At 71.1% G+C, this 25,342-nt stretch carries 27 protein-coding genes; 13 read left to right on the top strand and 14 right to left on the bottom strand.

Translation table 11 applies throughout. From position 1 onward, the window contains the following. Positions 1–44 precede the first annotated feature (44 nt). Entirely contained in the window at positions 45–1,412 is a 1,368-nt protein-coding gene (locus tag HQ603_RS06625; protein WP_222683768.1) for an FAD-binding oxidoreductase, read from the bottom strand. Positions 1,413–1,693: 281 nt separating this feature from the next. Here HQ603_RS06625 and HQ603_RS06620 point away from each other — a divergent pair, with 281 nt between their 5' ends. Beyond that, the gene (locus tag HQ603_RS06620) at positions 1,694–2,065 is read left to right on the top strand and encodes a hypothetical protein (RefSeq protein WP_371830986.1); all 372 of its coding nucleotides are present in this window, start codon (positions 1,694–1,696) and stop codon (positions 2,063–2,065) included. A 35-nt stretch (positions 2,066–2,100) separates the two neighbouring features. Here the strand turns inward: HQ603_RS06620 and HQ603_RS06615 are convergent, their stop codons facing one another. After that, positions 2,101–2,748, bottom strand: coding sequence for a Type 1 glutamine amidotransferase-like domain-containing protein (locus HQ603_RS06615; RefSeq protein ID WP_222683767.1), 648 nt, complete (start codon positions 2,746–2,748; stop codon positions 2,101–2,103). A gap of 57 nt (positions 2,749–2,805) precedes the next feature. Here HQ603_RS06615 and HQ603_RS06610 point away from each other — a divergent pair, with 57 nt between their 5' ends. Then, positions 2,806–4,515, top strand: a complete 1,710-nt coding sequence (locus HQ603_RS06610; protein WP_222683766.1) for a dihydroxyacetone kinase family protein — start codon at positions 2,806–2,808, stop codon at positions 4,513–4,515. Positions 4,516–4,570: 55 nt separating this feature from the next. On the opposite strand, the gene HQ603_RS06605 is transcribed toward HQ603_RS06610, so the two are convergent. Then, a complete protein-coding gene (locus tag HQ603_RS06605; RefSeq protein WP_222683765.1) occupies positions 4,571–4,993 on the bottom strand; it encodes an HIT family protein in 423 nt (140 codons plus the stop codon). Then, positions 4,990–5,841 (bottom strand): SIR2 family NAD-dependent protein deacylase, encoded by an 852-nt coding sequence (locus tag HQ603_RS06600; protein ID WP_222683764.1) that lies wholly within the window; start codon positions 5,839–5,841, stop codon positions 4,990–4,992. Before HQ603_RS06600 ends, HQ603_RS06605 begins: the two co-directional genes overlap by 4 nt. 291 nt (positions 5,842–6,132) lie before the next feature. Here HQ603_RS06600 and HQ603_RS06595 point away from each other — a divergent pair, with 291 nt between their 5' ends. Genes HQ603_RS06595 through HQ603_RS06585 form a run of 3 tightly spaced genes read left to right on the top strand, consistent with a single transcriptional unit; the run spans position 6,133 to position 9,028 of the window. Then, entirely contained in the window at positions 6,133–7,272 is a 1,140-nt protein-coding gene (locus HQ603_RS06595) for a Re/Si-specific NAD(P)(+) transhydrogenase subunit alpha (protein WP_308126387.1), read from the top strand. Beyond that, on the top strand, positions 7,272–7,589 hold the full coding sequence (locus tag HQ603_RS06590; RefSeq protein ID WP_222683763.1) for an NAD(P) transhydrogenase subunit alpha: 318 nt from the start codon (positions 7,272–7,274) through the stop codon (positions 7,587–7,589). The genes HQ603_RS06595 and HQ603_RS06590 overlap by 1 nt, the downstream gene beginning before the upstream one ends. Next, on the top strand, positions 7,586–9,028 hold the full coding sequence (locus HQ603_RS06585) for an NAD(P)(+) transhydrogenase (Re/Si-specific) subunit beta (RefSeq protein ID WP_222683762.1): 1,443 nt from the start codon (positions 7,586–7,588) through the stop codon (positions 9,026–9,028). Before HQ603_RS06590 ends, HQ603_RS06585 begins: the two co-directional genes overlap by 4 nt. Positions 9,029–9,082: 54 nt before the next feature. Here the strand turns inward: HQ603_RS06585 and HQ603_RS06580 are convergent, their stop codons facing one another. The 4 genes from HQ603_RS06580 to HQ603_RS06565 form a co-directional block, all read right to left on the bottom strand. Then, complete coding sequence (locus HQ603_RS06580) at positions 9,083–9,733, bottom strand: hypothetical protein (RefSeq protein WP_222683761.1); 651 nt, start codon at positions 9,731–9,733, stop codon at positions 9,083–9,085. 63 nt (positions 9,734–9,796) lie between these two features. Next, on the bottom strand, positions 9,797–10,825 hold the full coding sequence (locus HQ603_RS06575; RefSeq protein ID WP_222683760.1) for an alpha-ketoacid dehydrogenase subunit beta: 1,029 nt from the start codon (positions 10,823–10,825) through the stop codon (positions 9,797–9,799). After that, the gene (pdhA, locus tag HQ603_RS06570) at positions 10,822–11,949 is read right to left on the bottom strand and encodes a pyruvate dehydrogenase (acetyl-transferring) E1 component subunit alpha (RefSeq protein ID WP_222683759.1); all 1,128 of its coding nucleotides are present in this window, start codon (positions 11,947–11,949) and stop codon (positions 10,822–10,824) included. Before pdhA ends, HQ603_RS06575 begins: the two co-directional genes overlap by 4 nt. A gap of 187 nt (positions 11,950–12,136) precedes the next feature. Next, positions 12,137–12,349, bottom strand: a complete 213-nt coding sequence (locus HQ603_RS06565; RefSeq protein WP_222683758.1) for a DUF2945 domain-containing protein — start codon at positions 12,347–12,349, stop codon at positions 12,137–12,139. A 96-nt stretch (positions 12,350–12,445) separates the two neighbouring features. Between HQ603_RS06565 and HQ603_RS06560 the strand changes: the two genes are divergently transcribed. The 4 genes from HQ603_RS06560 (at position 12,446) to HQ603_RS06545 (ending at position 17,094) form a co-directional block, all read left to right on the top strand. After that, entirely contained in the window at positions 12,446–13,930 is a 1,485-nt protein-coding gene (locus tag HQ603_RS06560) for a cryptochrome/photolyase family protein (protein WP_222683757.1), read from the top strand. Positions 13,931–14,000: 70 nt separating this feature from the next. Beyond that, on the top strand, positions 14,001–14,840 hold the full coding sequence (locus HQ603_RS06555) for an SDR family oxidoreductase (RefSeq protein WP_222683756.1): 840 nt from the start codon (positions 14,001–14,003) through the stop codon (positions 14,838–14,840). Positions 14,841–14,845: 5 nt separating this feature from the next. Further along, positions 14,846–16,063, top strand: a complete 1,218-nt coding sequence (locus tag HQ603_RS06550) for an acyl-CoA dehydrogenase family protein (protein ID WP_222683755.1) — start codon at positions 14,846–14,848, stop codon at positions 16,061–16,063. Further along, the gene (locus HQ603_RS06545) at positions 16,060–17,094 is read left to right on the top strand and encodes a phosphotransferase family protein (protein ID WP_222683754.1); all 1,035 of its coding nucleotides are present in this window, start codon (positions 16,060–16,062) and stop codon (positions 17,092–17,094) included. Before HQ603_RS06550 ends, HQ603_RS06545 begins: the two co-directional genes overlap by 4 nt. Here HQ603_RS06545 and HQ603_RS06540 read toward each other — a convergent pair. Together HQ603_RS06540 and HQ603_RS06535 are read right to left on the bottom strand one after the other, a co-directional pair. Continuing rightward, entirely contained in the window at positions 17,091–18,272 is a 1,182-nt protein-coding gene (locus HQ603_RS06540; protein WP_222683753.1) for a benzoate/H(+) symporter BenE family transporter, read from the bottom strand. The two genes, HQ603_RS06545 and HQ603_RS06540, sit on opposite strands and share 4 nt — an antisense overlap. Further along, positions 18,269–18,703 carry an acyl-CoA thioesterase gene (locus HQ603_RS06535; protein WP_222683752.1) on the bottom strand — a complete coding sequence of 145 codons (435 nt, stop codon included), beginning with the start codon at positions 18,701–18,703 and terminating at the stop codon, positions 18,269–18,271. The genes HQ603_RS06540 and HQ603_RS06535 overlap by 4 nt, the downstream gene beginning before the upstream one ends. Positions 18,704–18,909: 206 nt before the next feature. On the opposite strand from HQ603_RS06535, the gene HQ603_RS06530 reads away from it, so the two are divergent. Further along, complete coding sequence (locus HQ603_RS06530; RefSeq protein ID WP_308116000.1) at positions 18,910–19,656, top strand: GntR family transcriptional regulator; 747 nt, start codon at positions 18,910–18,912, stop codon at positions 19,654–19,656. Positions 19,657–19,682: 26 nt separating this feature from the next. On the opposite strand, the gene HQ603_RS06525 is transcribed toward HQ603_RS06530, so the two are convergent. Both HQ603_RS06525 and HQ603_RS06520 read right to left on the bottom strand, forming a co-directional pair. Then, a complete protein-coding gene (locus HQ603_RS06525) occupies positions 19,683–20,135 on the bottom strand; it encodes a PTS sugar transporter subunit IIA (RefSeq protein ID WP_222683751.1) in 453 nt (150 codons plus the stop codon). Next, positions 20,132–20,416, bottom strand: a complete 285-nt coding sequence (locus tag HQ603_RS06520) for a glucose PTS transporter subunit EIIB (protein WP_222683964.1) — start codon at positions 20,414–20,416, stop codon at positions 20,132–20,134. The genes HQ603_RS06525 and HQ603_RS06520 overlap by 4 nt, the downstream gene beginning before the upstream one ends. Positions 20,417–20,620: 204 nt before the next feature. Between HQ603_RS06520 and HQ603_RS06515 the strand changes: the two genes are divergently transcribed. Genes HQ603_RS06515 through nagB form a run of 3 tightly spaced genes read left to right on the top strand, consistent with a single transcriptional unit; the run spans position 20,621 to position 23,742 of the window. Continuing rightward, positions 20,621–21,784: a PTS transporter subunit EIIC gene (locus HQ603_RS06515; RefSeq protein ID WP_261773511.1), complete on the top strand. Its 1,164-nt coding sequence runs from the start codon at positions 20,621–20,623 to the stop codon at positions 21,782–21,784. After that, positions 21,781–22,950, top strand: a complete 1,170-nt coding sequence (locus HQ603_RS06510; protein WP_308126386.1) for an N-acetylglucosamine-6-phosphate deacetylase — start codon at positions 21,781–21,783, stop codon at positions 22,948–22,950. Before HQ603_RS06515 ends, HQ603_RS06510 begins: the two co-directional genes overlap by 4 nt. Continuing rightward, complete coding sequence (nagB, locus tag HQ603_RS06505; RefSeq protein WP_222683750.1) at positions 22,951–23,742, top strand: glucosamine-6-phosphate deaminase; 792 nt, start codon at positions 22,951–22,953, stop codon at positions 23,740–23,742. Between the two features lie 25 nt (positions 23,743–23,767). Here the strand turns inward: nagB and HQ603_RS06500 are convergent, their stop codons facing one another. Then, positions 23,768–24,586, bottom strand: a complete 819-nt coding sequence (locus HQ603_RS06500; protein ID WP_222683749.1) for a shikimate 5-dehydrogenase — start codon at positions 24,584–24,586, stop codon at positions 23,768–23,770. A 27-nt stretch (positions 24,587–24,613) separates the two neighbouring features. Beyond that, on the bottom strand, positions 24,614–25,285 hold the full coding sequence (locus tag HQ603_RS06495; protein WP_222683961.1) for an HNH endonuclease family protein: 672 nt from the start codon (positions 25,283–25,285) through the stop codon (positions 24,614–24,616). Positions 25,286–25,342: the final 57 nt, after the last annotated feature.

Here is a 25,342-nt window from a genome sequence, read left to right as displayed (position 1 = left end):
GCTGCCTTTCAGCAACGCGTCCGTGACGAAATGATTCGAGGCGATCAGAGCACGGCGCCGGGATTGAGAATTCCCGCCGGATCGAGCGCATTCTTGATTCGCCGGGTGAGCTCCATGACGTCGTCGCCGACCTGGTCGGGCAACCACGCCTTCTTCAGTCGGCCCACCCCGTGCTCACCGGTGATGGTGCCGCCGAGGGAGATCGCGAGCGTCATGATCTCGCCGAACGCCTGGTGCGCCCGCTGCTCCATCTCCCGGTCGTCGGGGTCGAAGACGATCAGCGGGTGGGTGTTGCCGTCCCCGGCGTGCGCGATCACGGCCACCGTCACCTGCCGCGCGTCGGCGATCTTCTCGATGCCCTGCACCAGATCGGCGAGCGCCGGCAGTGGAACGCCGACGTCCTCGAGCAACAGCGATCCCGTTCGCTCCACGGCGGGGATGGCGAAACGGCGTGCGGCGGCGAAGGCTTCGCCCTCGTCGGGATCGTCGGTGACGAACACCTCGGCCGCGCCCGCCTCGGTGCACGCGGCGGCCATGATCTCGGTTTCCTCGGTGCGGTGGGCGCCGGGGGAGTCCGAGCGCGCGACGAGCATGGCGGCGGCGTCGCGGTCGAGGCCCATGTTCATCGCGTCCTCGACGGCGTTCACCGAGGTGCGGTCCATGAACTCGAGCATTGCCGGGCGCAGTGACCGCGTGATCGCCAGAATGGCGTCGGTGGCGTCGGACAGGTCGGCGAACGTCGCCACGACGGTGCTGGCGGGGGGCTGCGCCGGAATGAGGCGCAGTGTCACCTCGGTGATGACGCCCAGGACGCCCTCGCTGCCGACGAAGAGCTTGGTGAGCGACAGACCGGCCGAGTCCTTGAGCCGAGCGCCCCCGAGCCGCACGACGACGCCGTCCGCGAGCACCACCTCGAGGCCGAGGACGTAGTCGGTGGTCACGCCGTACTTGACGCAGCACAGACCGCCGGCGTTGGTGGCCGCGTTGCCCCCGATGGAGCACATCTCGAACGACGACGGGTCCGGCGGGTACCAGAGCCCGTGTTCCGCCGCGGCCGCCTTGACCTCGGCGTTGAGCAGACCGGGCTGCACCACCGCGGTCCGGGTGATCGGGTCGACGGTGATGGCCCGCATGTTCTCCGTGGACAGGACGATGCCGCCGTCCACGGCGGTCGCTCCGCCCGACAGGCCGGAGCCGGCTCCGCGCGGGACCACCGGGACGGAATGCGCGGTGGCCCAGCGCATCACGGCCGCGACGTCGTCGGTGTTGCGCGCGCGGACCACGGCCAGCGGTGTGCCGGCGTCGGGATCGCGGGCCCAGTCCTGCCGGTAGCCGACGAGGATGTCGGGGTCGGTCACCACGACCTTCTCGTCCAGCAGCCCGATGAGTTCCTGCACTCGTGCGTCGGTCATCTACGGTCCCCTCCACGCGCGGCACCCCTGCGTGGGCGCCCGACGACCGACGCTACCCGCGCCCGTCCGGGCGACGAGGAAAGTTGCTGAGGTGCTCGGTCGGCGGCGGTGCGGTCACGGAACGGGCCGAGTCACATCAGTCCACAACAGTCACAGTGTTCACTCTGTTACCAGATCGTGCCTCGCGAGCTGCCGACAACGATGCGACGTGGGATTAGCGTCGGGACCACGGCAACTCGGCACCTCCGCCGACACCGAGGGGGCGAGTAAGGAGGGTTCTCATGGCCAGGTCTCACAGCACGCGACGATCACCGACATCGGCGCCTGTGCGCAGCACGTCCGGCTCCGGTGCGACGGCCGTCGCCGCGGCGATGTTCTCCTACGACTTCGTCGAGGACGGGGTCGACTACGACACCCTCGAGGCCCTCCACCGCGGGGAGATCACCCCGTGGATCGAAGCCCTCGCCCACTCGGGCCTGCTCGGTGCGGACGAGGTCGCCGCGGTGGCCCGCGAGTGGTCCGAGCGGCCGTCACTGCTTCTCGACGCGCTGCTCACGGACGCCGACGAGATGACGGTCCGACGCTGCCGACTGGCCTGGGCCGCGATGGATCGACTGGCCCCCTTCACCTTCCCCATCGCGCACATCGGGTGAGAGCCGCCGGGTAGGCCCTTCGCGGTGGAACGGCGTCAGTACACCCGGTCGTCGGCGTCGGTGCGCACGAACACCTGGTCGTCGGTCAGGGTCCGATACGGAACGCCCGCCGCCCGGCAGGCCGCCGCCATGGCCCGGACCGCGCCGTCGGGATCGAGCTCCGACGGCGCCGTCGCCGTCGGCCAGTGCGGGACCAGGACGTCGTCGATCAGCCCCAGTCCGTCCCGCGGCACCGGATCGTCGGTGATCTCCGCGAGTTCGGCGGGCGGATCGGCGGCGTCGACGCCGGTGAGCGAGGGGCCCATGACGCAGGCGCCCGCGCTGTACCCCGCGTAGACCAGATCGTCGCGCCGAAGCCGCTCGCGCAGAACCCGATCGACACCCGACGCCGCCAACCGGTGGCGGAGGACGAACGTGTTGCCGCCGCGGACCCAGACCGCCGGCAGGGTGCGCAGGGCGGCGTCCGCCGTCGCCGGTGTCACCGACCGGAGATCGACCTCGACGGGGTCGAACCCCGCCGCGGTGAGAATCGCGAACTCACTGGTGACCGCCGACTCCCGCGCGGTCGCCGGCCACGCGTCGGCGGCCGCGGCGATCACGCCGATCCGGCCCGGTGTGCCCACCAGGTCGAGCAGGCGGTAACGGTGTGCGCCGAATCGGTAGGACGCCAGGAACAGTCGCATGGGGTCCAGCCTCGCATCCACCTGTCCGGGACGGCCGTCGGCCGTAGGGTCGAGGCCATGTCGTCCTCGAAGATCGTCGATCCCGGCTCCGTGGTCTCCGACGCCTGCCGAGCCACCGCGCGTGCGTCCGCGGGCCTGCGCTGGGTCGAGCGGCCCGGGTACTTCACCCGCCGGGTTCCCGCCGACGACGCTCGCGCCGGCCGAGTCGCCGTGGTGTCCGGCGGCGGGTCCGGCCACGAGCCGATGCACTCCGGTTTCGTCGGCGCGGGCATGCTCGACGCGGCGGTTCCCGGCGCGGTCTTCACCTCGCCGAACAGCCTGGCCGTCGCGGCCGCCACCCGAGCGGTGGACGGCGGCGCCGGCGTGGTGCACGTGGTGAAGAACTACACCGGCGACGTCATCAACTTCGGGGTCGCGGCCGACCTGTGCCGCGCGGACGGTATCGACGTCGAGACCGTCCTGGTCGACGACGACGTCGCCACCGACTCGTCCGACCCCGACGGGCCGGGTCGCCGCGGCACGGCGGCGACCGTCGTCGTCGAGAAGCTCTGCGGTGCCGCCGCCGCCCGTGGTGACGACCTCGCCGCCGTCGCCGCGCTCGGCCGACGGGTGGCGGCCGCCGCGCGCAGCATGGCCGTCGCCTTCCGGGCGTGCACGGTGCCCGGCGCGTCCGCCCCGTCGTTCGACCTCGGTGACGACGAGGTGGAGTTGGGCGTCGGCATCCACGGCGAACGCGGGACCGGGCGGACCGGGACCCTGTCGGCCCGGGAGGTGGTCGAGGCGCTGCTCGGTCCGGTGCTCGACGCGCTGGACGCCGGCGAGGGCGACGACGTGATCCTCGTCGTCAACGGTCTGGGCGGCACGCATGCGCTGGAGATCGCCGTGGTGTTCGGCGACGCCCTCGAGCTGCTGGCCGCGCGCGGAATCCGGGTGCGCCGGCACCTGGTGGGCACGTTCGTGACCGCGTTCGACATGGCAGGGGTGTCGCTGACGGTGGTGCGGTGCGGCGACGAGCTCCCGATCGACGACGTCCTCGCGCTCTGGGACGCGCCCACCGCGGCACCCGCGTGGCCCGGCCGACCGGCCGGCGAGCCGGCCGAGGACGCGGTGGTCGACGGGGAGTCCGACGCGGACGGCGGTCGCGAGGACGACGCCGCGGAGGCGGATGCGACGGTGACCGCCTGGGTCGCCCGGTTCACCGAGCGGGTGCGCGGCGCGGTCGACGAGCTCACCGACCTCGACCGCCGCGCCGGTGACGGCGACTTCGGCGTCACCATGGACGCCGGACTGCGGGACGCCCCGGATCCGTCGACGCCGCTCTCGCCCGCCGCGACGTTCTCGCGGCTGTCCCGCAGCTTCCTCGAGAACGCGGGCGGCACGTCGGGCGCACTGTTCGGGGCGATCTTCCACCGAATGGCCGACGCGACGGCCGGACGCGACCTCACCGCCGAGGTCCTCGCCGATGCCGTCCGCGGGGCGCTGGAGATCGTCGTGCAGTTGGGTGGGGCGTCGGCGGGTGACCGCACGATGGTCGACGCCCTCGCGCCCGCGGCCGACGCCCTCGACGGCGCACGCGGCGAATCCGTCGCGGCGGCGCTCGCCGCGGCCGCGGACGCCGCCGCGCGAGGAGCCGAGGCGACGGCCACCATGACCGCACGACGGGGCCGCGCCAGCTACGTCGGCGACGCGGCCCGCGACGTGGTCGACCCCGGCGCGCTGGCGGTGGCGTGGTTCTTCGCGGCCGGTGCGGAGGCAGCGGCGGGCTGACTCGGCCGCGGCGGGGGTCGACATCGACAAACAAGAGCCCGCGGCCGGGCTCGACTCAGTCCGCCGCCGCAGCGGCCCGGATGGCGTCACCGGTGCGGGCCAGATCCCCCGGTCGCCGGGTGACGAACCCCGCGACGAATCGGATGCGATCGCCGTCGTGCCGCGGGACGACGTGCAGATGCGAGTGGAACACCGTCTGGAACGCCGCCCGACCGTCGTTCATCACCAGGTTGACCCCGTCCGCGTCGAGGCCGCGCCGCACGGCCCGGGCCAGTAGTTGCCCGGTCCGGAAGACCTCGCCCGCGACCGCGGGGTCGAGGTCGGCGAGGCCGGACGAGTGCACCTTGGGGATCACGAGGGTGTGCCCGGTGGTGACGGGTCGGATGTCGAGGAACGCGAGCGTCGTGTCGGTCTCGTGGACGACGGTGGCGGGGGCGCGACCGGCGACGATGTCGCAGAAGACGCACTCGGGGGTCATCGCGGGTCTCCCTGGTCCAGGACGCTCTGCAGCAGCGCGGGAAGCACGTCGGCGGCGCCGCCGCGCAGGTGGTGGTGGGCCATGTCGGAGACGGCCGTCTCCGCGGGGTCGATCTCGACGACCAGCGCACCGGCACTGCGGGCCAGCGCCGGCAGCCCGGCGAAGGGGTAGACCACCCCGGACGTGCCGATCACCAGCACGACGTCGGCGTCCTCGGCCGCACTCTCGGCGGCGCGCCACGCGTCCTCGGGCAGTTCCTCGCCGAACCAGACGATGTCCGGCCGCACCGGGCTGCCGCACTCCGCGCACGACGGGGGCGGCACCCGAATGTCGTCCTCGGTGTCGGCAGTGCCGGCCTCGCCGGCGGTGATGGTCGCGTCGGCGTCGGCGTCGGCGTCGTCGACGTCGACGTCGTCGAGCGGCCCGTGATACGGCGCCTCGCAGATCGAACAGCGCACGGCGGTGAGCGACCCGTGCACGTGCGCGGCGACCACGGCGCCCGCCCGCTCGTGCAGATCGTCGACGTTCTGGGTGGCGATGGTCAGCCGGGCGCCGCGGTCCTCGGCGTGCCGCTGCCACCGGGCCACCGCGAGGTGCCCGGCGTTCGGCTCCGCGCGGGCCGCCAGCGCCGCGCGCCGGCGATACCACCCCCAGACCAGGTCCGGGTCACGCACGAAGGCGGCGTGACTGGCCAGGTCGGCGGGATCGAAGCGGGACCACAGGCCGGTCTGCGCGTCGCGGAACGTCGGGATACCCGACTGCGCGGACATGCCGGCTCCGGTCAGCACGGTGATGGAGTCGGCGCGAGCCAGGGCGGCGAGGACGTCGTCGGGAAGGGAAGCGGTCACGCCGTCGAGTGTGCCCGGTGACCGGACCCGGCGGGTGTTATGAGTTCTCTCACAATCGGTGTCCGGTATGGCTCTGTGTGTCTGTGGTGTGCGTTACGTTTCTGGTCGGCCGTATCCGGCCGTGATGCGGAACCGATCGGTGACGTGGCGCGAGCGAACCGCCCCCGTCCTCCGTCGTTCCTTCTCGCATGGCCACGGCCCTGCCGACCGGGCCCCACCACGGGCTGCGTCGGCGATGCGCAGGCCGTTCCCCCGACGTCTCGTCGTACGTCGGGACCCCGATTGTCGTTCGTGAGGAAGTCGTCAGTGGTGGAGAACTCTCCGGGCGCCGGGCCGCTCGTCGGTGTCGTGCGCGAGAGCGCGGAGGGCGAGCGGCGGGTGGCGTTGGTGCCCAAGGTCGTGTCGTCGTTGGTGAACAAGGGTGTGCGGGTGGTCGTGGAGGCCGGTGCCGGCCTCGGCGCCCTCATCCCGGACCAGCTGTACGTCGACGCGGGAGCCGAGATCGGCGACCCGTGGTCGGCGGACGTGGTGGTCAAGGTCGCGCCGCCGTCGGAGTCCGAGGTGGGCCGGCTCGCGTCGGGCACCACCCTCATCGGGTTCCTCGCGCCCCGCAACGCCGACACCGTCATCCCGGCGCTCGCCGCGGCCGGCGTCCAGGCGTTCGCGGTGGAGGCGATTCCCCGCATCTCCCGCGCGCAGGTGATGGACGCGCTGTCCTCGCAGGCCAACGTGGCCGGCTACAAGGCCGTGCTGCTCGCCGCGTCGGAGTCGACACGCTTCTTCCCCATGCTCACCACCGCCGCGGGCACGGTGAAGCCGGCGACGGTGCTGGTGCTCGGTGTCGGTGTCGCCGGACTGCAGGCCCTCGCCACGGCCAAGCGCCTCGGTGCGCGGCCCACCGGGTACGACGTGCGGCCGGAGGTGGCCGATCAGGTCCGGTCGGTCGGTGCCCAGTGGCTCGATCTGGGCATCGACGCGGCGGGCGAGGGCGGGTACGCCCGCGAGCTCACCGAGGACGAACGCGCGCAGCAGCAGGCGGCGCTCGAGAAAGCGATCGCGACGTTCGACGTCGTCATCACCACCGCACTGGTGCCGGGCCGGCCCGCGCCGCGGCTCGTCACGGCCGCGGCGGCGTCGGCGATGAAGCCGGGCAGCGTGATCGTCGACCTCGCCGGGGAGACGGGCGGCAACTGCGAGCTCACCGAGCCCGGCCGCACCGTGGTGAAGAACGACGTCACCATCTGCTCGCCGCTCAACCTGCCGGCCACGATGCCCGAGCACGCCAGCGAGCTGTACTCGAAGAACGTGTCCGCGCTGCTCGAACTCATGCTCGACGACTCCGGGACGTTCGCACCCGACTTCTCCGACGAGGTTCTCGAGAAGTCCTGCGTGACCCGGAACGTCACCACCACCGAGAAGGCGGACGCCTGATGTACCTGTCCCTGCTCGCGAACATCGCGATCCTGGTTCTCGCCGGGTTCGTGGGGTTCGCCGTGATCTCCAAGGTGCCCAACACGCTGCACACGCCGCTGATGTCGGGCACCAACGCCATCCACGGCATCGTCGTGCTCGGCGCGCTGATCGTCCTGGGGCGGTTGCCCGAGGACGCGTCGTGGGGCGTGCGGATCATCGCGTTCGTCGCCCTGATCTTCGGCACCCTCAACGTCGTCGGCGGCTTCCTGGTGACCGACCGCATGCTGGGCATGTTCAAGTCCAAGCCCGTCGCGCGTGAGGGGGCGGAGCAGTGAACAACCTCGTCGCGGTGCTCTACATCGCCGCCTTCGCCCTGTTCATCTACGGCCTGATGGGCCTGACCGGTCCCAAGACCGCCGTGCGCGGCAACTGGATCGCCGCCGTCGGTATGGGGGTGGCCGTGGTGGCCACGCTGATCGAGGTGCGCGACACCGCCGCGATCAACTGGATCCTCATCGCCGCGGGTCTGGCGATCGGTGTGATCCTGGGTGTGCCGCCGGCCAAGCGCACGAAGATGACGGCGATGCCGCAGCTGGTCGCCCTGTTCAACGGCGTCGGCGGTGGCACCGTGGCGCTGATCGCGTGGTCGGAGTTCCTCGAGACCGACGGGTTCTCCGCCTTCCAGCACGGGGAGGAGCCGACGGTCCACATCGTGGTCGGGTCGCTGTTCGCCGCGGTGATCGGGTCGGTGTCCTTCTGGGGTTCGCTGGTGGCGTTCGCCAAGCTGCAGGAGTTGCTGAACAAGAAGGTGGAGAAGGCGTTCGTCGCCAGTGCCCGCACGTTCCAGCTGCTCAACATGGTGCTGCTGCTCGTGGCGGTGGCCGCGTCGGTGGGGATCGGCATCCACGCCACTCCCGGTGAGGGCACGGCGGTCTGGTGGATCGTCATCGTGCTGGTCGCGGCGGGCCTGATGGGTCTGTTCGTGGTGTTCCCGATCGGCGGCGCGGACATGCCGGTGGTCATCTCGCTGCTCAACGCGCTGACCGGTCTGTCGGCCGCAGCGGCGGGTCTGGCGCTGAACAACACCGCGATGATCGTGGCGGGCATGATCGTCGGCGCGTCCGGCACCATCCTCACCAACCTCATGGCGACGGCGATGAACCGGTCCATCCCGGCGATCGTCTTCGGGTCGTTCGGTGGCGGCGGTGCGGCCGCGGCGGGTGTCGCCGGCGAAGGCGGGGGAACGGTCAAGTCCACCTCCGCGGCGGACGCGGCCATCCAGATGGCCTACGCCTCGCAGGTGATCGTGGTGCCCGGCTACGGGTTGGCCGTCGCGCAGGCGCAGCACGCGGTCAAGGACATGGCGTCGATCCTCGAGTCGAAGGGCGTCGAGGTGAAGTACGCGATCCACCCGGTGGCCGGTCGCATGCCCGGGCACATGAACGTGCTGCTGGCCGAGGCGGACGTGGAATACGACTCGATGAAGGAGATGGACGACATCAACGGGGAGTTCTCCCGCACCGATGTCACCCTCGTCATCGGCGCGAACGACGTCACCAACCCCGCGGCCCGCAACGATCCGAGCTCGCCCATCCACGGGATGCCGATTCTCAACGTCGACGAGTCGCGGTCGGTGATCGTGCTCAAGCGGTCGATGAGCTCCGGCTACGCGGGCATCGAGAATCCGCTGTTCACCGCGGACCGCACGTCGATGCTGTTCGGCGATGCGAAGAAGTCCGTCAACTCGGTCATCGAGGAGCTCAAGGCGCTCTGAGTTCCTCCGGCCCGCGACACGTCCCGACCACTCGGCAGCCCTGGAGTCCCGCCCTCAGCGGCGGAGCTTCAGGGCTGCGGTGTCGAGAGGGTTCTTGTGTTCGCGGCGGGCCGCGATCGGCGAGTGCGCCATGACCACGGCGGCCAGTGCCCACCAGGTTCCGGTGACCGCCAGCGCACCGAGCACGCCGACGACCGACGCGGCGGCCGTGACGACGGCCGCCGCGGCGACGGCGACCGTGGCGGCGAGCCCCAGTCCCAGAACGGCCGGACGGACGCGCGGCGACACCACCAGCGACGCCGCCGCGACCAGCGAGGCGACCGCCACGATCCGACCGTCGGGGTGGGCGGACGCGAGCACGGAGTCCGGCAACCACGAGCGTGCGGCCGCGGCGGTGAGCGGGGCGCCGGGACAGAGCATCAGCACGGCCCCGATGCCGTAGGGGAGCGTGCGCACGATCGACACCACCGTCAGCGCGGCGACCACCACGAGGACTGAGGTCACGTCGATGACGGACAGCAGCCGCGACGCCCCGCCGGCCACCGGACCCGGGACGGGCCGGGCTGCCGGATACTCCACCCCGGCCAGGGGCAGGACGGCGTAGAGAACGGCGAGGATCAGCGCGCCGGCGGCCGCGGCCAGCCACAGCCGCGGCGTGGACCGCTGCACGGACAGGACGATCTGCTCGGTGGTCGAGGTGCTCACGGCACACCATGATGGACTGTCATCCTGGCAACCGTCTGTGAGAGCTCGATCACCCCGCTGGGGTCAGGCGAGGACGGTGTCCACTCCCGCGAGGATGCGATCGACGTCCGGCAGGTGATGCCGCTCGAGCCGCGCTGCCGGATACGGGACGTGGAATCCGGTCACGCGTTCCACCGGTGCCTCGAGGGAGTAGAAGCACTCACGCGAGACCTGCGCGGCGATCTCCGACGCCATCCCGAGGAATCCGGTGTCCTCGTGCACGACGACCAGGCGTCCGGTGCGCCGCACCGAGCGGCACACGGTGTCCATGTCCAGCGGCGAGAGCGACCGCAGATCGACGACCTCGAGACTGCGTCCCTCCTTCTCGGCGACCTCCGCCGCCAGGATCGCGGTGCCGACGGTCGACCCGTAGGTGACCAGGGTGGCGTCGGTTCCCATGCGCATGATCCGGGCGCGATCGAGGGGCAGGTCGGGGGATTCGGGAGACCAGCCGCCCTTGTCCCAGTACCGCCGCTTCGGTTCGAAGAAGATCACCGGATCGTCGGAGGCGACGGCCTGCTGGATCATCCAGTAGGCGTCGTGCGGGGTGCTGGGGGCGACGACGCGCAGGCCCGCGGTGTGGGCGAAGTACGCCTCCGGCGACTCGGAGTGGTGTTCGACGGCGCCGATGCCGCCGCCGTACGGAATCCGGATCACCATCGGGGCGCCGACTCGGCCCGCGGTGCGGTATCGGATCTTGGCGACCTGGGAAACGATCTGGTCGAAGGCCGGGTAGACAAAGCCGTCGAACTGGATCTCGACGACGGGCCGATACCCGCGCAGGGCGAGGCCGAAGGCGGTGCCGACCATGCCGGACTCGGCGAGTGGCATGTCCAGGACGCGATGCTCGCCGAAGTCCTTCTGCAGTCCGTCGGTGATGCGGAAGACTCCGCCGAGCTTGCCGATGTCGAGACCCATGAGGAGCACTCTCGGGTCCGAGTCCAGCGCCGCGCGCAGTCCGGCGTTGATCGCTCCGCCGAGGGTGCCGGTGACGCGGTCCGCCGGTCGGTCGGAGGAGGGCCCCTCGGGACGGATGGGGGTGGCGGTGGTCATCGCAGTGCCTCCTTCTGGCTGTCGACGAGTGCGTGAGGTTCGGCGTAGACGTGGTCGAGCAGGGTGGCGGGGTCGGGATCCGGGGCCGCCACGGTGGCCGCGCGCAGACGCGCCGCGACGTCGTCGGCGGTCGCCGCCACTGCGGCGCGCGCCTCGTCGGTGAGGACGTTCTCACGCTCGAGCAGCCGTTCGAGCCGCTGGAGCGGGTCGCGGGCGGCCCAGACGTCGCGCTCGGCGCCGGGGCGGTAGCGCGTCGGGTCGTCGGAGGTGGTGTGCGGGCCCATGCGGTAGGTCATGGCCTCGACGAACGTGGGCCCACCGCCGGTCCGGGCGCGCTGGGCGGCCGCCCGCGTCACCGCCAGGACCGCGAGCACGTCGTTGCCGTCGACCCGCAGGGCGGGCATGCCGAATCCGGTGGCGCGTGTCGCCAACGGGACCGGGGTCTGGAGGGAGACGGGCTCGCTGATGGCCCAGTGGTTGTTCTGGCAGAAGAAGACCACGCCGGCGCCGAAGGCGACGGAGAAGGACAGCGCTTCCGAGATGTCGCCCTCGCTGGTGGCGCCGTCGCCGAAGTAGGCGACGGTCGCGGCGTCGACGCCGTCGAATCGCGTCCCCATCGCATAGCCGGTGGCGTGCAGTCCCTGCGCGCCGACGATGATCGCCGGGTTGGTGATGCCGTACTCGGTGGGGTCCCAGCCCGCGTGGGCGGTCCCGCGCCAGAGCGCCGTCAGCTTCTCGACGGGAACGCCGCGGCAGTAGGCGACAGCGTGTTCGCGGTAGCTGGTGAAGACGTAGTCCTCGCGGGCGAGGGCGCGGGCGGACCCGACCTGTGCGGCCTCCTGGCCGAGGAGCGGTGCCCAGAGCCCCAGTTCACCCTGTCGTTGCAGGGCCGTGGCCTCGGTGTCGATACGACGCGCGACCACCATGTCGGTGTAGAGGGCGAGCATGTCGGCGGCGCTCACATCGGCGACGAGGTCCCAGTACTCCCGATCGTGAACGCGGCGTCCGTCGGGCTGCACCAACTGGACGGGGTGGGCGATGCGGTCCACCGGTCGTGACCGGCGGTCGTGCGGTGTCGTGGGCTCGCCGACGAGGTCGGTGAGCCGCTGATGCGACGGGGTCATGATCGTGTCCCTCCTGCGCCGGCCCGGGCCGTCTCGTGAACGGCCGAGGACATGCTGTGGTCGTGCCGCCTGTGGCGTGCTTCACAGCATGCCCCTCACAGCCGGATGCGCAAGAGAAACTTCGTCGACAGGGCAGAGTGCGCAGTAGGGCCGGTCGGCATCTGCGCCGACCGGCCACTGTGCACGGTCAGTCCTTCTCCAGCTCGCTGTCCAGTTTGAGCAGTTGGGTGCCGTCCTCCTGCTCGAGCAGGTACGCCGGATTGTCGTCGGTGCCGTTGCGGGTGATGTCCGACCCCTTGATCTTCTTGCTCACCTTCTCCTTGTGGACCTCCACCACCTTGCCCTCGGCGGTGTTGTCTCCCCACTTCCACTGAACCTTGGTGCCCTTCTTGTACGTCATGGCTGGTACGTACCCCCTCCGCTCTCGTTTCACCGGCCCCGGTCCGGCCGCGATCGGGCCTCGATTGGGTACGGACGCGGCGGGGAATGATCACCCATGGCCACACCCGCACCGCTCTGGGTCTTCGCGGACCAGCTCGGACCCCACGTGCACTCGTCCGACGAGACGAAGGACCGCGAGGTGGTGATCGTCGAATCCGCTCGTGCGCTGGGGCGCCGGCGCGGGCATCGGCAGAAGGCGCACCTGCTGCTGTCGGGGATGCGGCACCTCGCCGACGAGCTCGGGGACCGCGCGATCCACCTGCGCACCGACACCTACCGCGAGGCGCTCGAGAACGTCGGCCGGCCCGTGGTGGTCCATCAGCCGACGTCGCGCCGGGCCGAGGCGTTCGTCGCGGCCCTGGCGGAGGAGGGCCTGGTCGAGGAGGTTCTGCCCACTCCCACCTTCGCGCTCTCGCGCGAGGACTTCGCCGAGTGGGCGGGCAATCGCACGTCGTTCGTCATGGAGAACTTCTACCGCGATCAGCGGCGACGGTTCGGGGTGCTCATGGACGGCAAGGATCCCGAGGGCGGAACGTGGAACCTCGACGCCGAGAACCGCGAGAAGCCGCCGAAGAAGCAGGCGACGCTGGGCGTCCCGGAACCGTGGTGGCCCACCGAGGACGAGATCGACGAGCAGGTTCGGAGCGATCTCGACGGGATGGACGTGCAATGGTCCGGCACGGACGGCCCCCGTCGCTTCGCGGTGACGGCCGCCGAAGCGCGCCAGGCGCTCACGACGTTCGTCGACACGCGGCTGTCGACGTTCGGTCCGTACGAGGACGCCGTCATGGCCGCGGACTGGACGATGTCGCACTCGCTGCTCAGCGTGCCGTTCAACCTCGGGGTGCTGCACCCGCTCGAGGCGGCGCGCGCCGCGGAGAAGGCCTACCGGGACGGCGACGCCCCCCTGGCCAGCGTCGAGGGATTCGTCCGACAGATTCTCGGGTGGCGCGAGTACGTCTGGCACCTCTACTGGCACCTCGACGACAGCTACATCGACAAGAACGAGATGGGCGCGGACACGCCGCTGCCGCCGTGGTTCGCGAGTCTCGACGCGGAGGAGGTCACCGCGGCCTGCCTGTCGGACTCCCTCGCCGGTGTCCACGACCGCGGGTGGGTGCACCACATCCCGCGGTTGATGATCCTGGGAAACCATGCGCTGCAACAGGGTTACGATCCGCGCGCACTCACGCGGTGGTTCACCGAACACTTCGTCGACGGGTACGAGTGGGTGATGCCGGTCAACGTGGTCGGCATGAGCCAGCACGCCGACGGCGGCATCATCGCCACCAAGCCGTACGCCTCGGGCGGTGCCTACATCGACCGAATGACGGACTACTGCAAGGGATGTGCGTACGACCCCAAGAAGCGGCTGGGCGAGGACGCGTGCCCCTTCACCGCCGGGTACTGGGCCTTCACCCACCGCCACCGGGATCTGCTGGCCTCGAACATGCGCACCCGCCGGGCGGTCAGTTCGATGGATCGGCTGAAGGATCTCGACGCCGTGCTCGAGCAGGAGAAGAAGCGCACCTCGTTCTGACCCGGCCGCCTCCGGTCGGACCACGCCCCTCCTGTCGTGACCTGGCTCACCCGTGCCTACTATCGGAACGATGCGAATGACGGACAGGGTCGCGGTCGTCACCGGAGGTGGCGCCGGCATCGGTGCCGCACTGGCGTCGGCGCTGGTCGACGCGGGTAATCGGGTGGTGGTCGTCGATCTCGACGGTGATGCGGCGCAGGCGGTCGCGGATCGGCTCGGTGAGCGAGCGCGGGCGCTCGGCGGCGACGTGGCCGACGACGCCGTCATCGCCGCGGCGGTGGATCTGGCGGAGTCGACCTTCGGTCCGCTCGACGTGTTCGTCGCCAACGCGGGCACCACGGCGGGGATGGGCCTCGACAGCACCGACGCGGCGTGGTCGACGGCGCTGAACGTCAACGTGCTCGCCCACGTGCGTGCCGCGCGCCTGGTGATTCCGCGGTGGCTCGAGCGCGGGACGCCCGGGTACTTCCTGACGACGGCGTCGGCGGCCGGCCTGCTGACCCAGATCGGCTCGGCCACCTACTCGGTGTCCAAGCACGCGGCGGTCGGGTTCGCCGAGTGGCTGTCGGTCACCTACGGCGATCGGGGCGTCGCCGTCAGCTGCCTGTGCCCGATGGGAGTGAACACGGCCCTGCTGAACTCCGGCTTCGACAGCGACCGCGAGGGCGCGTCCGTGGCCGCCGCGGCGGTGACGAGCGCCGGCGACGTCCTCGAACCCGAGGACGTCGCGCGGACGACGCTCGAGGCCATGGAGGCCGAACGGTTCCTGATTCTCCCGCACCCGCAGGTGCTGACGATGTACTCGCACAAGAGCGCCGACTACGACCGGTGGATCGCCGGAATGCGCCGCTACCGAAGCACTCTCGAACACAGCACCCCCGACCCCGCCGCCGACACCAGACAGGGCTGACCCGCATGGACTTCTCCTTCACCGACCGCTGTCTCGACTACCGTGAGCGACTCCTCGCCTTCATGGACGAGCGCGTGTATCCCGCGGAAGCGGTGTACGAGCAGCAGATTCGCGAGTCCGGCGACCCGCACCACCAGCCGGCGATCCTCGAGGAACTCAAGTCCGAGGCCCGTGCCCGCGGACTGTGGAACCTGTTCCACCCGGATCCCGAGTTCGGCCCCGGTCTGACCAACGCCGAGTACGCGCCCCTCGCGGAGATCATGGGCCGCAGCCCGGCCATCGCGCCGGAGGCCTGCAACTGCTCGGCGCCGGACACCGGAAACATGGAGGTGTTCACCCGGTTCGGCTCCGACGAGCACAAGCGGATGTGGCTCACCCCGCTGCTGAACGGGGAGATCCGATCCGCGTTCGCCATGACCGAGCCGGCCGTCGCAAGTTCGGACGCCACCAACATCGCCATGTCGATGACGGCCGACGGGGACGACTGGATCCTGAACGGGCGCAAGTGGTGGACCTCGAACGCGCTGCACGCGAACTGCAAGGTCATGATCGTCATGGGCAAGACCGCGCCCGAGGCGGCGACGTACGAGCAGCAGTCGATGATGGTGGTGCCCGTGGACGCCCCCGGCGTCACGGTGCTCCGCGGGCTGCCGGTGTTCGGCTACCAGGACCGCGAGGGCCACGCCGAGGTGCTGTTCGAGAACGTGCGCGTTCCCGGTAAGGACGTCCTCGCCGGTCCGGGGGCCGGGTTCATGATCGGCCAGGCCCGCCTGGGCCCGGGACGGATCCACCACTGCATGCGCGCGATCGGGATGGCGGAGCGGGCGCTGGAGCTGATGTGCGAGCGGGCGTCGTCCCGCGTCGCGTTCGGCAAACCCATTGCGGCGCAGGCCAACATCCAGGACTGGATCGCGGAGGCGCGCATCGAGATCGAGATGGCCCGGCTGCTCACGCTCAAGGCCGCCTGGATGATGGACGAGTTCTCCAACAAGGAGGCGCGGGTCGAGATCGCCGCCATCAAGGTCGCCGCTCCCGCCATGGCGCTGAAGATCGTCGATCGCGCCATCCAGGTGCACGGCGGCGGCGGAGTGTCCGACGATTTCCCGCTCGCGTCGATGTACGCCCACCTGCGGACCCTGCGGCTCGCCGACGGCCCCGACGAGGTGCACAAGCGCACCATCGCGCGGACCGAACTCGCGCCGTACCGGAAGGTGTCGTCGTGACCGACCCGACTCCCGCCGGACTGAATCCCGACGGCATTGCGTCGTGGATCGCGGGGTTGGACGTCGGCGCGCAGGGCGCTCTCGCCTACGAGCGCATCGGCAACGGCAAGTCCAACCTGACGTACCTGGTGTCGGACGACGCCGGTCACCGGTGGGTGCTGCGCCGACCCCCGCTGGGGACGTTGCTCGCGTCCGCGCACGACGTCGCCCGCGAGTTCCGCATCCTGTCGGCGTTGCAGGACACCGCGGTTCCGGTGCCGCGCACGATCGCCCTGACCGACGATCCCGCGGTGACCGACGCGCCGCTGGTCCTCATGAGCCACGTCGACGGCGTCGTCCTGGACGATCCGTCGGTGGCGGCCGGACTCTCCGAGGACCGTCGTCGCACCATCGGGGTGGAGATGCCGACCACCCTCGGCCGCATCCACGACGTCGACCTGGACGCGACGGGTCTGACCGACCTGGCGAGCCACAAGCCCTACGCCGCGCGGCAGATCAAGCGCTGGTCCGCCCAGTGGGAGCAGTCCAAGACCCGTGAGGTCCCCGTGCTCGAGCGGCTGGCCGCGGCGCTGACCGACCACGCGCCGGAGCAGACGGAGCTGTCGCTGGTCCACGGCGACTTCCATCTGAGCAACGTCATCACCGGGGGCGACGGCACCATCGTCGCCGTCGTCGACTGGGAGCTGTGCACCCTGGGCGATCCGCTCGCGGACGTCGGTGCGCTGCTGGCCTATTGGTCCGAGGCGTCGGACGACACCCCGGGCTTCTTCCAGGCGTCGACCCTGCCGGGCTTCCCGCGTCGGGACGACCTCGTGGAGACCTACGCCCGCTCGACGGGTCGCGACACCGCCACCGTGCCGTACTGGCACGCCCTGGCGTTGTGGAAGCTGTCCATCATCGCCGAGGGTGTCCTGCGCCGCGCGATGACGGACGAGCGCAACCGTGCGCGGGACGGGGGGCCGACGACGTCGCTCATCGACGGGATCGTCGCGCGCGCCGTCGCCACCGCGGAGGACGCAGGGATTCTCTAGGTCCGGTCGGCGGTCACGGCGCTCACCGCCAGACCGGCGACGAGGGCCCAGAAGGCCGAGCCGATGCCGGCGACCGCGACGCCCGACGCCGCCACGACGAACGTGATGGCGGCGGGCACCCGGTCGGCCGGATGCTGGGTGCTCGCCGCAAGCGCCGAGGCGAGGGTGCCCAGCAGAGCCAGCCCCGCGACGGTCTCGACGATGCCGGCGGGGGCCAGGGTGACCAGGGTGGCCAGAGCCGCGGACGACACCGCGAGCAGCAGGTAGGCGACGCCCGCGGCGACGGCGGCGATCCAGCGACGGTCCCGGTCCGGCTCGGCGTCGGGGGAGGCGGCGAGGGCGGCGCTGATGGCGGCGAGGTTGACGGCGAAGGCACCCACCGGGGCCGCCGCGGCGGTCGCGGCCCCCGTGACCGTCATCGAGGCCCGCCACGGAACGGTGTAGCCGAAGGACGCCATGACGGCGGTACCCGGAATGTTCTGGGACGCCATCGTCACGATGTAGAGCGGCAGGGCGACCCCGACGGCGGCCTGCCAGGTCCAGATCGGGGCGACGGGCGAGAGCGTCGGGACCAGCGCGTCGGCCGGGACCGCGGTGCCGGAGCGCAGGAGGGACACCCCGATGACCACCGCCGCGACTCCGAAGGCCGCGGGGACCGCCCACCGCGGCGAGAAGCGTTGCAGGACCAGCCAGGTCAGCACCACGGGCGCCACCGCCACCGGCGACGCCGCCAGCGCCCGGACGGGCTCCAGGCACAGCGGCAGGATGACGCCGGCCAGCATGGCCTGGGCGAGCGAGACCGGAATCGACGCGATCAGCGCACCCAGCCGCGGCCACGCGCCCGTCAGCACGATGGCGAGACCCACCACGACGAACGCGCCCACCGCGGCCGGCCACCCGCCGACGATCGCTCCGGTGCCGGCGAGCAGCGCGGCGCCGGGCGTCGACCACGCCAGGGTCAGTGGAATGCGATAGCGCAGAGCGAGACCCACGATGCCGACGCCCATGATGAGGCTGAGGGCGAACAGCCCGGAGGCGGCCTGGGTGTCCGTTGCGCCCGCCGCGCGCAGCCCCGTCAGGACCACGGCGAACGACGACGTGAAGCCCACCAGCGCGGTGACCGCGCCGGCGCCGATCGGCACCGCGAGGCTCACCGGCCGCGCCGCGGGCTCCGTCATGCCGTGAGCGGCTCGACGACGGCGCGAATGTCGGGGGGAATCGGAACCGGTCGGCGGGTCGCGGAGTCGACGTACACGTGCACGAATCGACCCGTCGCCGCCGCCACGAGCTGGTCCTGGTGCACCCGGAACACGGCCAGGGAGTACACGATCGACGACGTCCCCAGCTTCTCGACCGCGATGCCGACACGCAGCTCGTCGGGGAAGCTGAGCTGGGCGAGAAAGCGGCACGACGTCTCGGCGACGACCCCGACAGCGTCCAGCTCGCGAATGTCGGTGCCCGTGGCCGACATGAGCCAGCCGTTGACCGCGGTGTCGAAGAACGAGTAGTAGGCGACGTTGTTCACGTGCCCGTAGTGATCGTTGTCCGCCCACCGCGTCGGCACCGGCCACAGCACGGGGTAGTCGGTGGCCTCGGGAGCAGTGGTCATGGCACAGGAGAATGCCACACCCGGGAATCTGCGACCGGCCTCCGGTCCGCCCGGGATCATGCGGCGGGACGGACCGAAAGCGCGCGCGCAGGAACGACGTCCCGACTACGATCGGTCGGGACCAGTCCGTACCGCTGCGGCGGGGTGGACATCGTCGCCCCGCCCAGCCCCGCCCTACTCGGCCGAGACCCCCGGAGACGCTCGTGGTGATGCCCGTCCATCTTCGGGACAGTGCGGTCCCCAAACACGAACAGCTGCGGGCGATCCTGCTGCACCGCTGCACCAAGGAACTGCAGCCCGGGGACCTCATGCCCAGCGAGCGGCGGCTCATGGAGGACTACGGGGTCAGTCGCATCACCGTGCGCGAGGCGATCGGGCAGCTGGTCAACGAGGGCCATCTGGTGCGGGTGCGTGGCAAGGGGACGTTCGTCGCCAGCCGGCCGGTGCAGTCGCGCCTGCATCTGGCGTCCTTCTCGGAGGAGATGCGAGCGCAGGGCCTGCGGCCCACCACGGTGGTGCTGTTCGCGCGGCTCGAGGAGCCCTCCGCGGCGACGGTGGCCGCCCTGGGCATCGACGGGGGCCGAAAGGCGTACCACATCAAGCGACTTCGCCTCGCCGACGGCGAGCCGGTCAGCGTGGACGACGGGTGGTACGACGCCGAGGTGCTGCCGGGTCTGATCGACCTCGATCTCAGCGCCTCGATCTACGAGGCGGTCTCGGTGCACTACGACCGCACCATCGACCGCGCCGAGCAGACCGTCAGTGCGACCGCCGCGGACTCCGAGGTCGCGACGCTCCTGGGCACCAAGCGCGGGGCTCCGGTGCTGTACTTCGATCGCGTGTCCTTCCACGGCGATCAGCCGATCGAGCACTGCGAGAGCTGGTACCGGTGCGACCGCTACCAGCTGTCGATGGAGGTGCAGGGCCAGCGACGTCCGGGTCGCCGGCCCTGACCCCCCGCGAATCGGGGTGTGCCGGATCAGATCTCGAACACGGTGTCGCCCGGGGTGACGTCCGTGCCGACGGTCGACGCGTCCACCGAGTCGGCCGCCGAATCCATCAGCACCACTGGGCACACGTCGTCGTACCCGGCGGCGGCGACGGCCTCGGGGGAGTAGCGGACCACCACGTCGCCCGCCGAGACGGTGTCGCCCTCGGTGGCGACGAGCTCGAAGCCCTCGCCCTTCATCTGCACCGTGTCGATGCCGATGTGGACCAGGACGCCCTTCGTGTCGTCGGTGAGGACGACGAACGCGTGGTGGTGCAGCTTGAGCAGGCGGCCGGCGACGGGCGCTGCGACGTCGACGACGCCCGTCCGCACCGACGGTCGGATCGCGACGCCGGCCCCCACCATCTGGGCCGAGAAGACCGGATCGGGCACGTCGGCCAGGGCGATCACCGTGCCGGCCAGAGGTGCCGCGACCGTCGTCACAGAATGTCCTCGATGTCCTCGGCGAGCGTGTCGGCCTCCGGGCCGACGATGACCTGGACGGCCGTGCCCTTGGCGAAGACGCCGTGTGCCCCGGCGGATTTCAGCGCGGCCTCGTTCACGAGGGACCCGTCGCGCACCTCGGTGCGCAGCCGGGTGATGCACGCTTCGATCTCGACGATGTTGTTCGCGCCGCCGAGGCCGGCCACGATCTGCTCCGCCTTGCCCATGGATGGGGTCCTCTCGCTCTCGGTGTAGTCGCGGTCACAGAAGGCGGTTGACATCATTGCCCGACCTGGCCAAACTACAACTGGTTATGACCGGACAGTACCCGTGGGAGACGCCGGTCCACAACACTCTTCGAGAAGAAGGTCCCCATGGCTGCCCCCATCGACGGTTCCACAGGAACGCCCGCGCCGAACGCGGATTCGACGGTCACGAAGGAGTCCCGGTCGTTGGCCGGACTGCAGCGCTTCGGCCGGTCGCTCATGTTGCCCATCGCCGTACTGCCCGCGGCCGGCATTCTGCTCCGCCTCGGCCAGCCCGACCTGCTCGGACGATTCTCGCCGCTGGAGACGGCCGCGTCCGTCATCTCCGCGGCCGGTCAGTCCGTCTTCACCTGGCTTCCCCTCATCTTCGCCGTCGGTATCGCCATCGGGTGGGCGCGCAAGGCCGACGGCTCCACCGCCCTCGCCGCCGTCGTCGGCTACATGGTGATGAACGGCGTCTTCGAGGCCATGTCGCCCGTGGTCCTCGCCGGTGAGGTGGACGCCAACGGGGATCCCGCCACCATCGACTACGGGGTGTTGGCGGGCATCGTCATCGGCCTGCTCTCCGCCGTGCTCTGGCAGCGCTTCTACCGCCAGAAGCTGCCGGACTACCTGGGGTTCTTCAGCGGTCGCCGGTTGGTTCCGATCCTCACCGCCGTCACGGGTCTGATCGTCGCGGTCCTCATGTCGTTCCTCTACCCGCTCTTCTACAGCGCGTTGAACTGGGTCGGCACCACCGTCGCGGATCACTCCGTGGTCGGCAGCGGCATCTACGGCTTCGCGAACCGCATGCTGATTCCCACGGGCCTGCACCACATTTTGAACTCGGTCGTCTGGTTCCTCGTCGGTGACTACACCGATGCCAGCGGACAGATCGTGCGCGGCGACCTCAACCGATTCTTCGCCGGCGACCCCTCGGCCGGGGTCTTCATGACGGGCTTCTTCCCCATCATGATGTTCGCGCTCCCCGCGGCCGCGTTCGCGATCTACCGCAACGCCAAGCCGTCGCAGAAGAAGGTCGTGGGCGGCATCATGCTCTCCACCGGTCTCACCGCCTTCGTCACCGGCATCACCGAGCCGCTCGAGTACTCGTTCATGTTCGTCGCGTGGCCCCTCTACGTGGTGCACGCGGTGCTCACCGGCACGTCGATGGCCCTGACGAACGCCCTCGGCATCCACGACGGGTTCTTCTTCTCCGCGGGCGGCATCGACTACCTGCTCAACTTCGGCATCGCCACCAAGGCCTGGATGCTCATCCCGATCGGGCTGGTCTACGCGGTCGTCTACTACGTCCTGTTCAGTGTCGTGATCAAGAAGTGGAACCTGCGCACGCCCGGTCGGGAGGACGACGCCGTGCTGGACGACGCGTCCGGAAAGGCGTGACCGAGCGCATCTTTCGCGGGCGCGTCGTCACCGCCGACGCCGTGATCGACGACGGCGTGGTGCTGGTCCGCGGCGAGCGGATCGAGTGGGTGGGCCCGGCAGCAGAGTGCCCCGATACCGGTCCGGCCCTCGACGACGAGGCCGGTCCGGCAGGCCCCCGCACCGTCCTGCCGGGCATGGTCGACGTGCACTGCCACGGCGGCGGCGGTGTCGGCTTCCCCGACGCGTCGACGGAGACCGCCCCGACCGCGGTGCGGTTCCACCGCCGACGAGGAACGACGACGATGCTCGCCTCCCTCGTCTCCGCGCCGGAGGACGTGATGGTGCGGCAGACCGCCGCACTGGCGGCGCTGTGGCGGTCCGGCGAGCTCGCGGGCGTCCATCTGGAGGGGCCGTTTCTCGCCGCGAGTCGGTGCGGGGCACAGGATCCCGCGTCGATCGTTCCGGTGGACACGGCGATGCTGGGCCGGGTGCTCGCCGCCGGTGACGGGGCGGTGCGGTCGATGACGTTCGCACCGGAGGTCGACGGCGTCGAGCACCTGATCGACGCGCTCGCCGACCACGACGTCCGAGGGTCGGTGGGCCACACCGACACCGACGCGGAGACCGTCACCGACATCGTGCGGCGACTCGCCGGACCGGTGTCCGCGACGCACCTCTTCAACGGCATGCCGCCGTTCCACCACCGGGCTCCCGGCCCGGTCGCGGCGTGCCTCGCCGCGGCCGCGCGCGGGGAGATGATGCTCGAACTGATCGGCGACGGAGTCCATCTCGACCCCGTCACCGTGCGCACCGTCGTCGACCTGGTGGGACCGGACCGCATCGCCTTCGTCTCCGACGCCATGGCCGCGGCCGGGTCCGCCGACGGCCCGTACCGCCTCGGCGCGCTCGACGTCACCGTCACCGACGGGGTGGCGCGGTTGACGACCGGCGGTGCCATCGCCGGTGGCACGTCGACCGTGTTGGACATCGTCCGTCGGGCGGTGGACGAGTCCGGGATCGATCTCGTCTCCGCGGTGCGGATGGGGTCGACCACCCCGGCGGCGTTCCTCGCCCTGGCGGGCACCCTCGGCCGGCTGGAAGCGGGATTGCGCGCGGACCTGGTGATCACCGACGACCGCCTCGCGCCCGTGCGCGTGGTCCGAGCAGGAGAGGACGTGACCTGAGTGGAGATCGTCATTCGCGACGACGCCGCGGCGGTGCACGCGCTGGCCGCCGACATCGTGGAGAAGGTCGTGCGCACCGGCCGGGACGCGGACCGGCCGGTGCTGGGTCTGGCGACGGGGTCGACCCCGCTCGGGGTGTACCGCGAGCTCGGTCGGCGACACCGCGAGGAGGGGCTGTCCTTCGCACGGACGCGGGCGTTCCTGCTCGACGAGTACGTGGGCCTGCCGGCGGCGCACCCCCAGTCGTACCGGTCGGTGATCAGGACCGAGTTCGCGGCGCTGGTGGACATCGACCTCGACGCGATCGACGGTCCGAACGGCGAGGCCGCCGACATTCCCGCCGAGTCGGCGCGCTACGACGCCGCGATCGCCGACGCCGGGGGCATCGACGTCCAGCTGCTCGGCATCGGGACCGACGGGCACATCGGCTTCAACGAGCCCGGCTCGTCGTTGGTCTCCCGGACGCGCGTGAAGACGCTGACCGAACAGACCCGGCGGGACAACGCCCGGTTCTTCGACTCCGCCGAGGACGTGCCGCACCACGTGATGACCCAGGGACTGGGGACCATCCGCGAAGCCCGCCACCTGGTGCTGCTGGCACTCGGCGACGGCAAGGCCGACGCGGTGGCCGCGGCCGTCGAGGGCCCGGTCTCGGCGTTCTGTCCGGCGTCGGTGATCCAGATGCATCCGCGCGTGACCGTCGTGGTGGACGAGCCGGCCGCGGCTCGGCTCCGCCTGGCGGACTACTACCGCTACGCGGCGGAGCACAAGCCGTCGTGGCAGGGCTGGTGACTCCTCTCGCCGGAGAACCCCGACGTCAGCGGCGGGAGAACTCCGACGCGCGTTGAATCTGTTCCGGGCGCAGCGTGATTCCGGTGTACAGGGTGAACTGGGACGCGGCCTGCAGGGCGATGACCTCCGCACCGGTGATCACCGGCCTGCCGGCTGCGCGGGCGGCGCGGATCAAGGGGGTCTCGCTCGGCACGGCCACGACGTCCATCACCGCCGTCGCCGCGGCGACGGCCTCGGTGGTGAACGGCGAGGCGTCCGCGTCCGGGCCACCGGCCATGCCGATCGGGGTGACGTTCACCAGGAAGGACCCCGGCGCGGGGTCGGGGGCGGACTGCCACCGGTAGCCGTAGGCGTCGGCCAGTGCCGGGCCCGTGCGCTCGTTGCGCGCGGCGACGACACCGTCGGTGTACCCGCTGTCGCGCAGCGCCGCGACGACGGCTTTCGCCATGCCACCGCTTCCGGTCACGGTGACCGGGGCGGCGGTGTCGACGCCCGCTGCGGTGACGAGGTCCGCCACGGCCGAGTAGTCGGTGTTGTGGGCGTGCAGGACACCGCCCTCGTTGACGAGGGTGTTGACCGAGTCGATGGCGGAGGCCGACCGGTGCAGGACGTCGACGTGCTCGATGACCGCTTCCTTGAACGGCATCGACACCCCGCAGCCGCGGATTCCGAGAGCGCGGATCCCCGCGACGGCGCTCGGCAGGTCGTCGGTGGTGAACGCCTTGTAGACGAAGTCGAGGTCGAGCTCGTCGTAGAGGTAGTTGTGGAACCGGGTCCCGATGTTGCTCGGCCTACCGGAGAGCGACATGCAGAGCTGGGTGTCCTTGGTGAGCATCCGCGACATGGTCGGCAACGATAATCCTCCGCACGGTCAGGGACACCCCTGCGCCACCGCCGCCATCGCGTCCCGATCCGCGGCCGTGACGGGCAGCCCGTAGGACACCGCCGCCGTGAGGTACCGGCCCACGTAGAAGCAGTGGTACGCGGGATCGGGCGGCAACCAGTCCGACGGGGTCTTGTCGCTCTTGGCCTGGTTCTCCGCGCCGGACACCGCCATGAGGTTGACGTCGAGATCGTTCGCGAAGCGGATCCGCGTCTCGAGCGGCCACGACGCGGCGCCCATGTCCCAGGCCGCCGCGAGTGGGTAGATGTGATCGATCTGCACGTCGTTCGCGTTCTGCTTGGTGAACGGCAGCACCTCGCCGCTGTACGGATCGGCCAGCGTCCCCGCCACCACCACGCACTCGTTGGTGCCGGGACGGAACTGCAGGTCGGTCAGGGACAGGGCCAACACGTTGTCCCGCGTGCCGCAGCCGTCGTGACCACCGGGACCGTCGTGATCGTCGGTCCACGCCGGGCCGAACACGCAGGCGTCGCCCTGCTTGCAGCTGCGTTGATACCCCGGCACGTCCGGGCGCTCCGGTACCACCGCGACCTGCGCCAACAGCTGATCGAGCGCGGAGGCCGGCGGACTGCCGGGGGCGGGCTCCACGGGCGCGATCAGCGAGCACCCCGCCAGAACGGACACGAGCACCGCGAGCATCGTCACCGCCGCGAACGGCGGGCCGGAGAGCGGGCGGCGGGGCGGGGTGCACACGGG

Source organism: Rhodococcoides corynebacterioides (assembly GCF_019834675.1).
Taxonomy (GTDB): Bacteria; Actinomycetota; Actinomycetes; order Mycobacteriales; family Mycobacteriaceae; genus Rhodococcoides; species Rhodococcoides corynebacterioides_A.
Note: the sequence above shows the minus strand (reverse complement) of the source record. Positions and strands in the feature narration are given on the sequence as shown.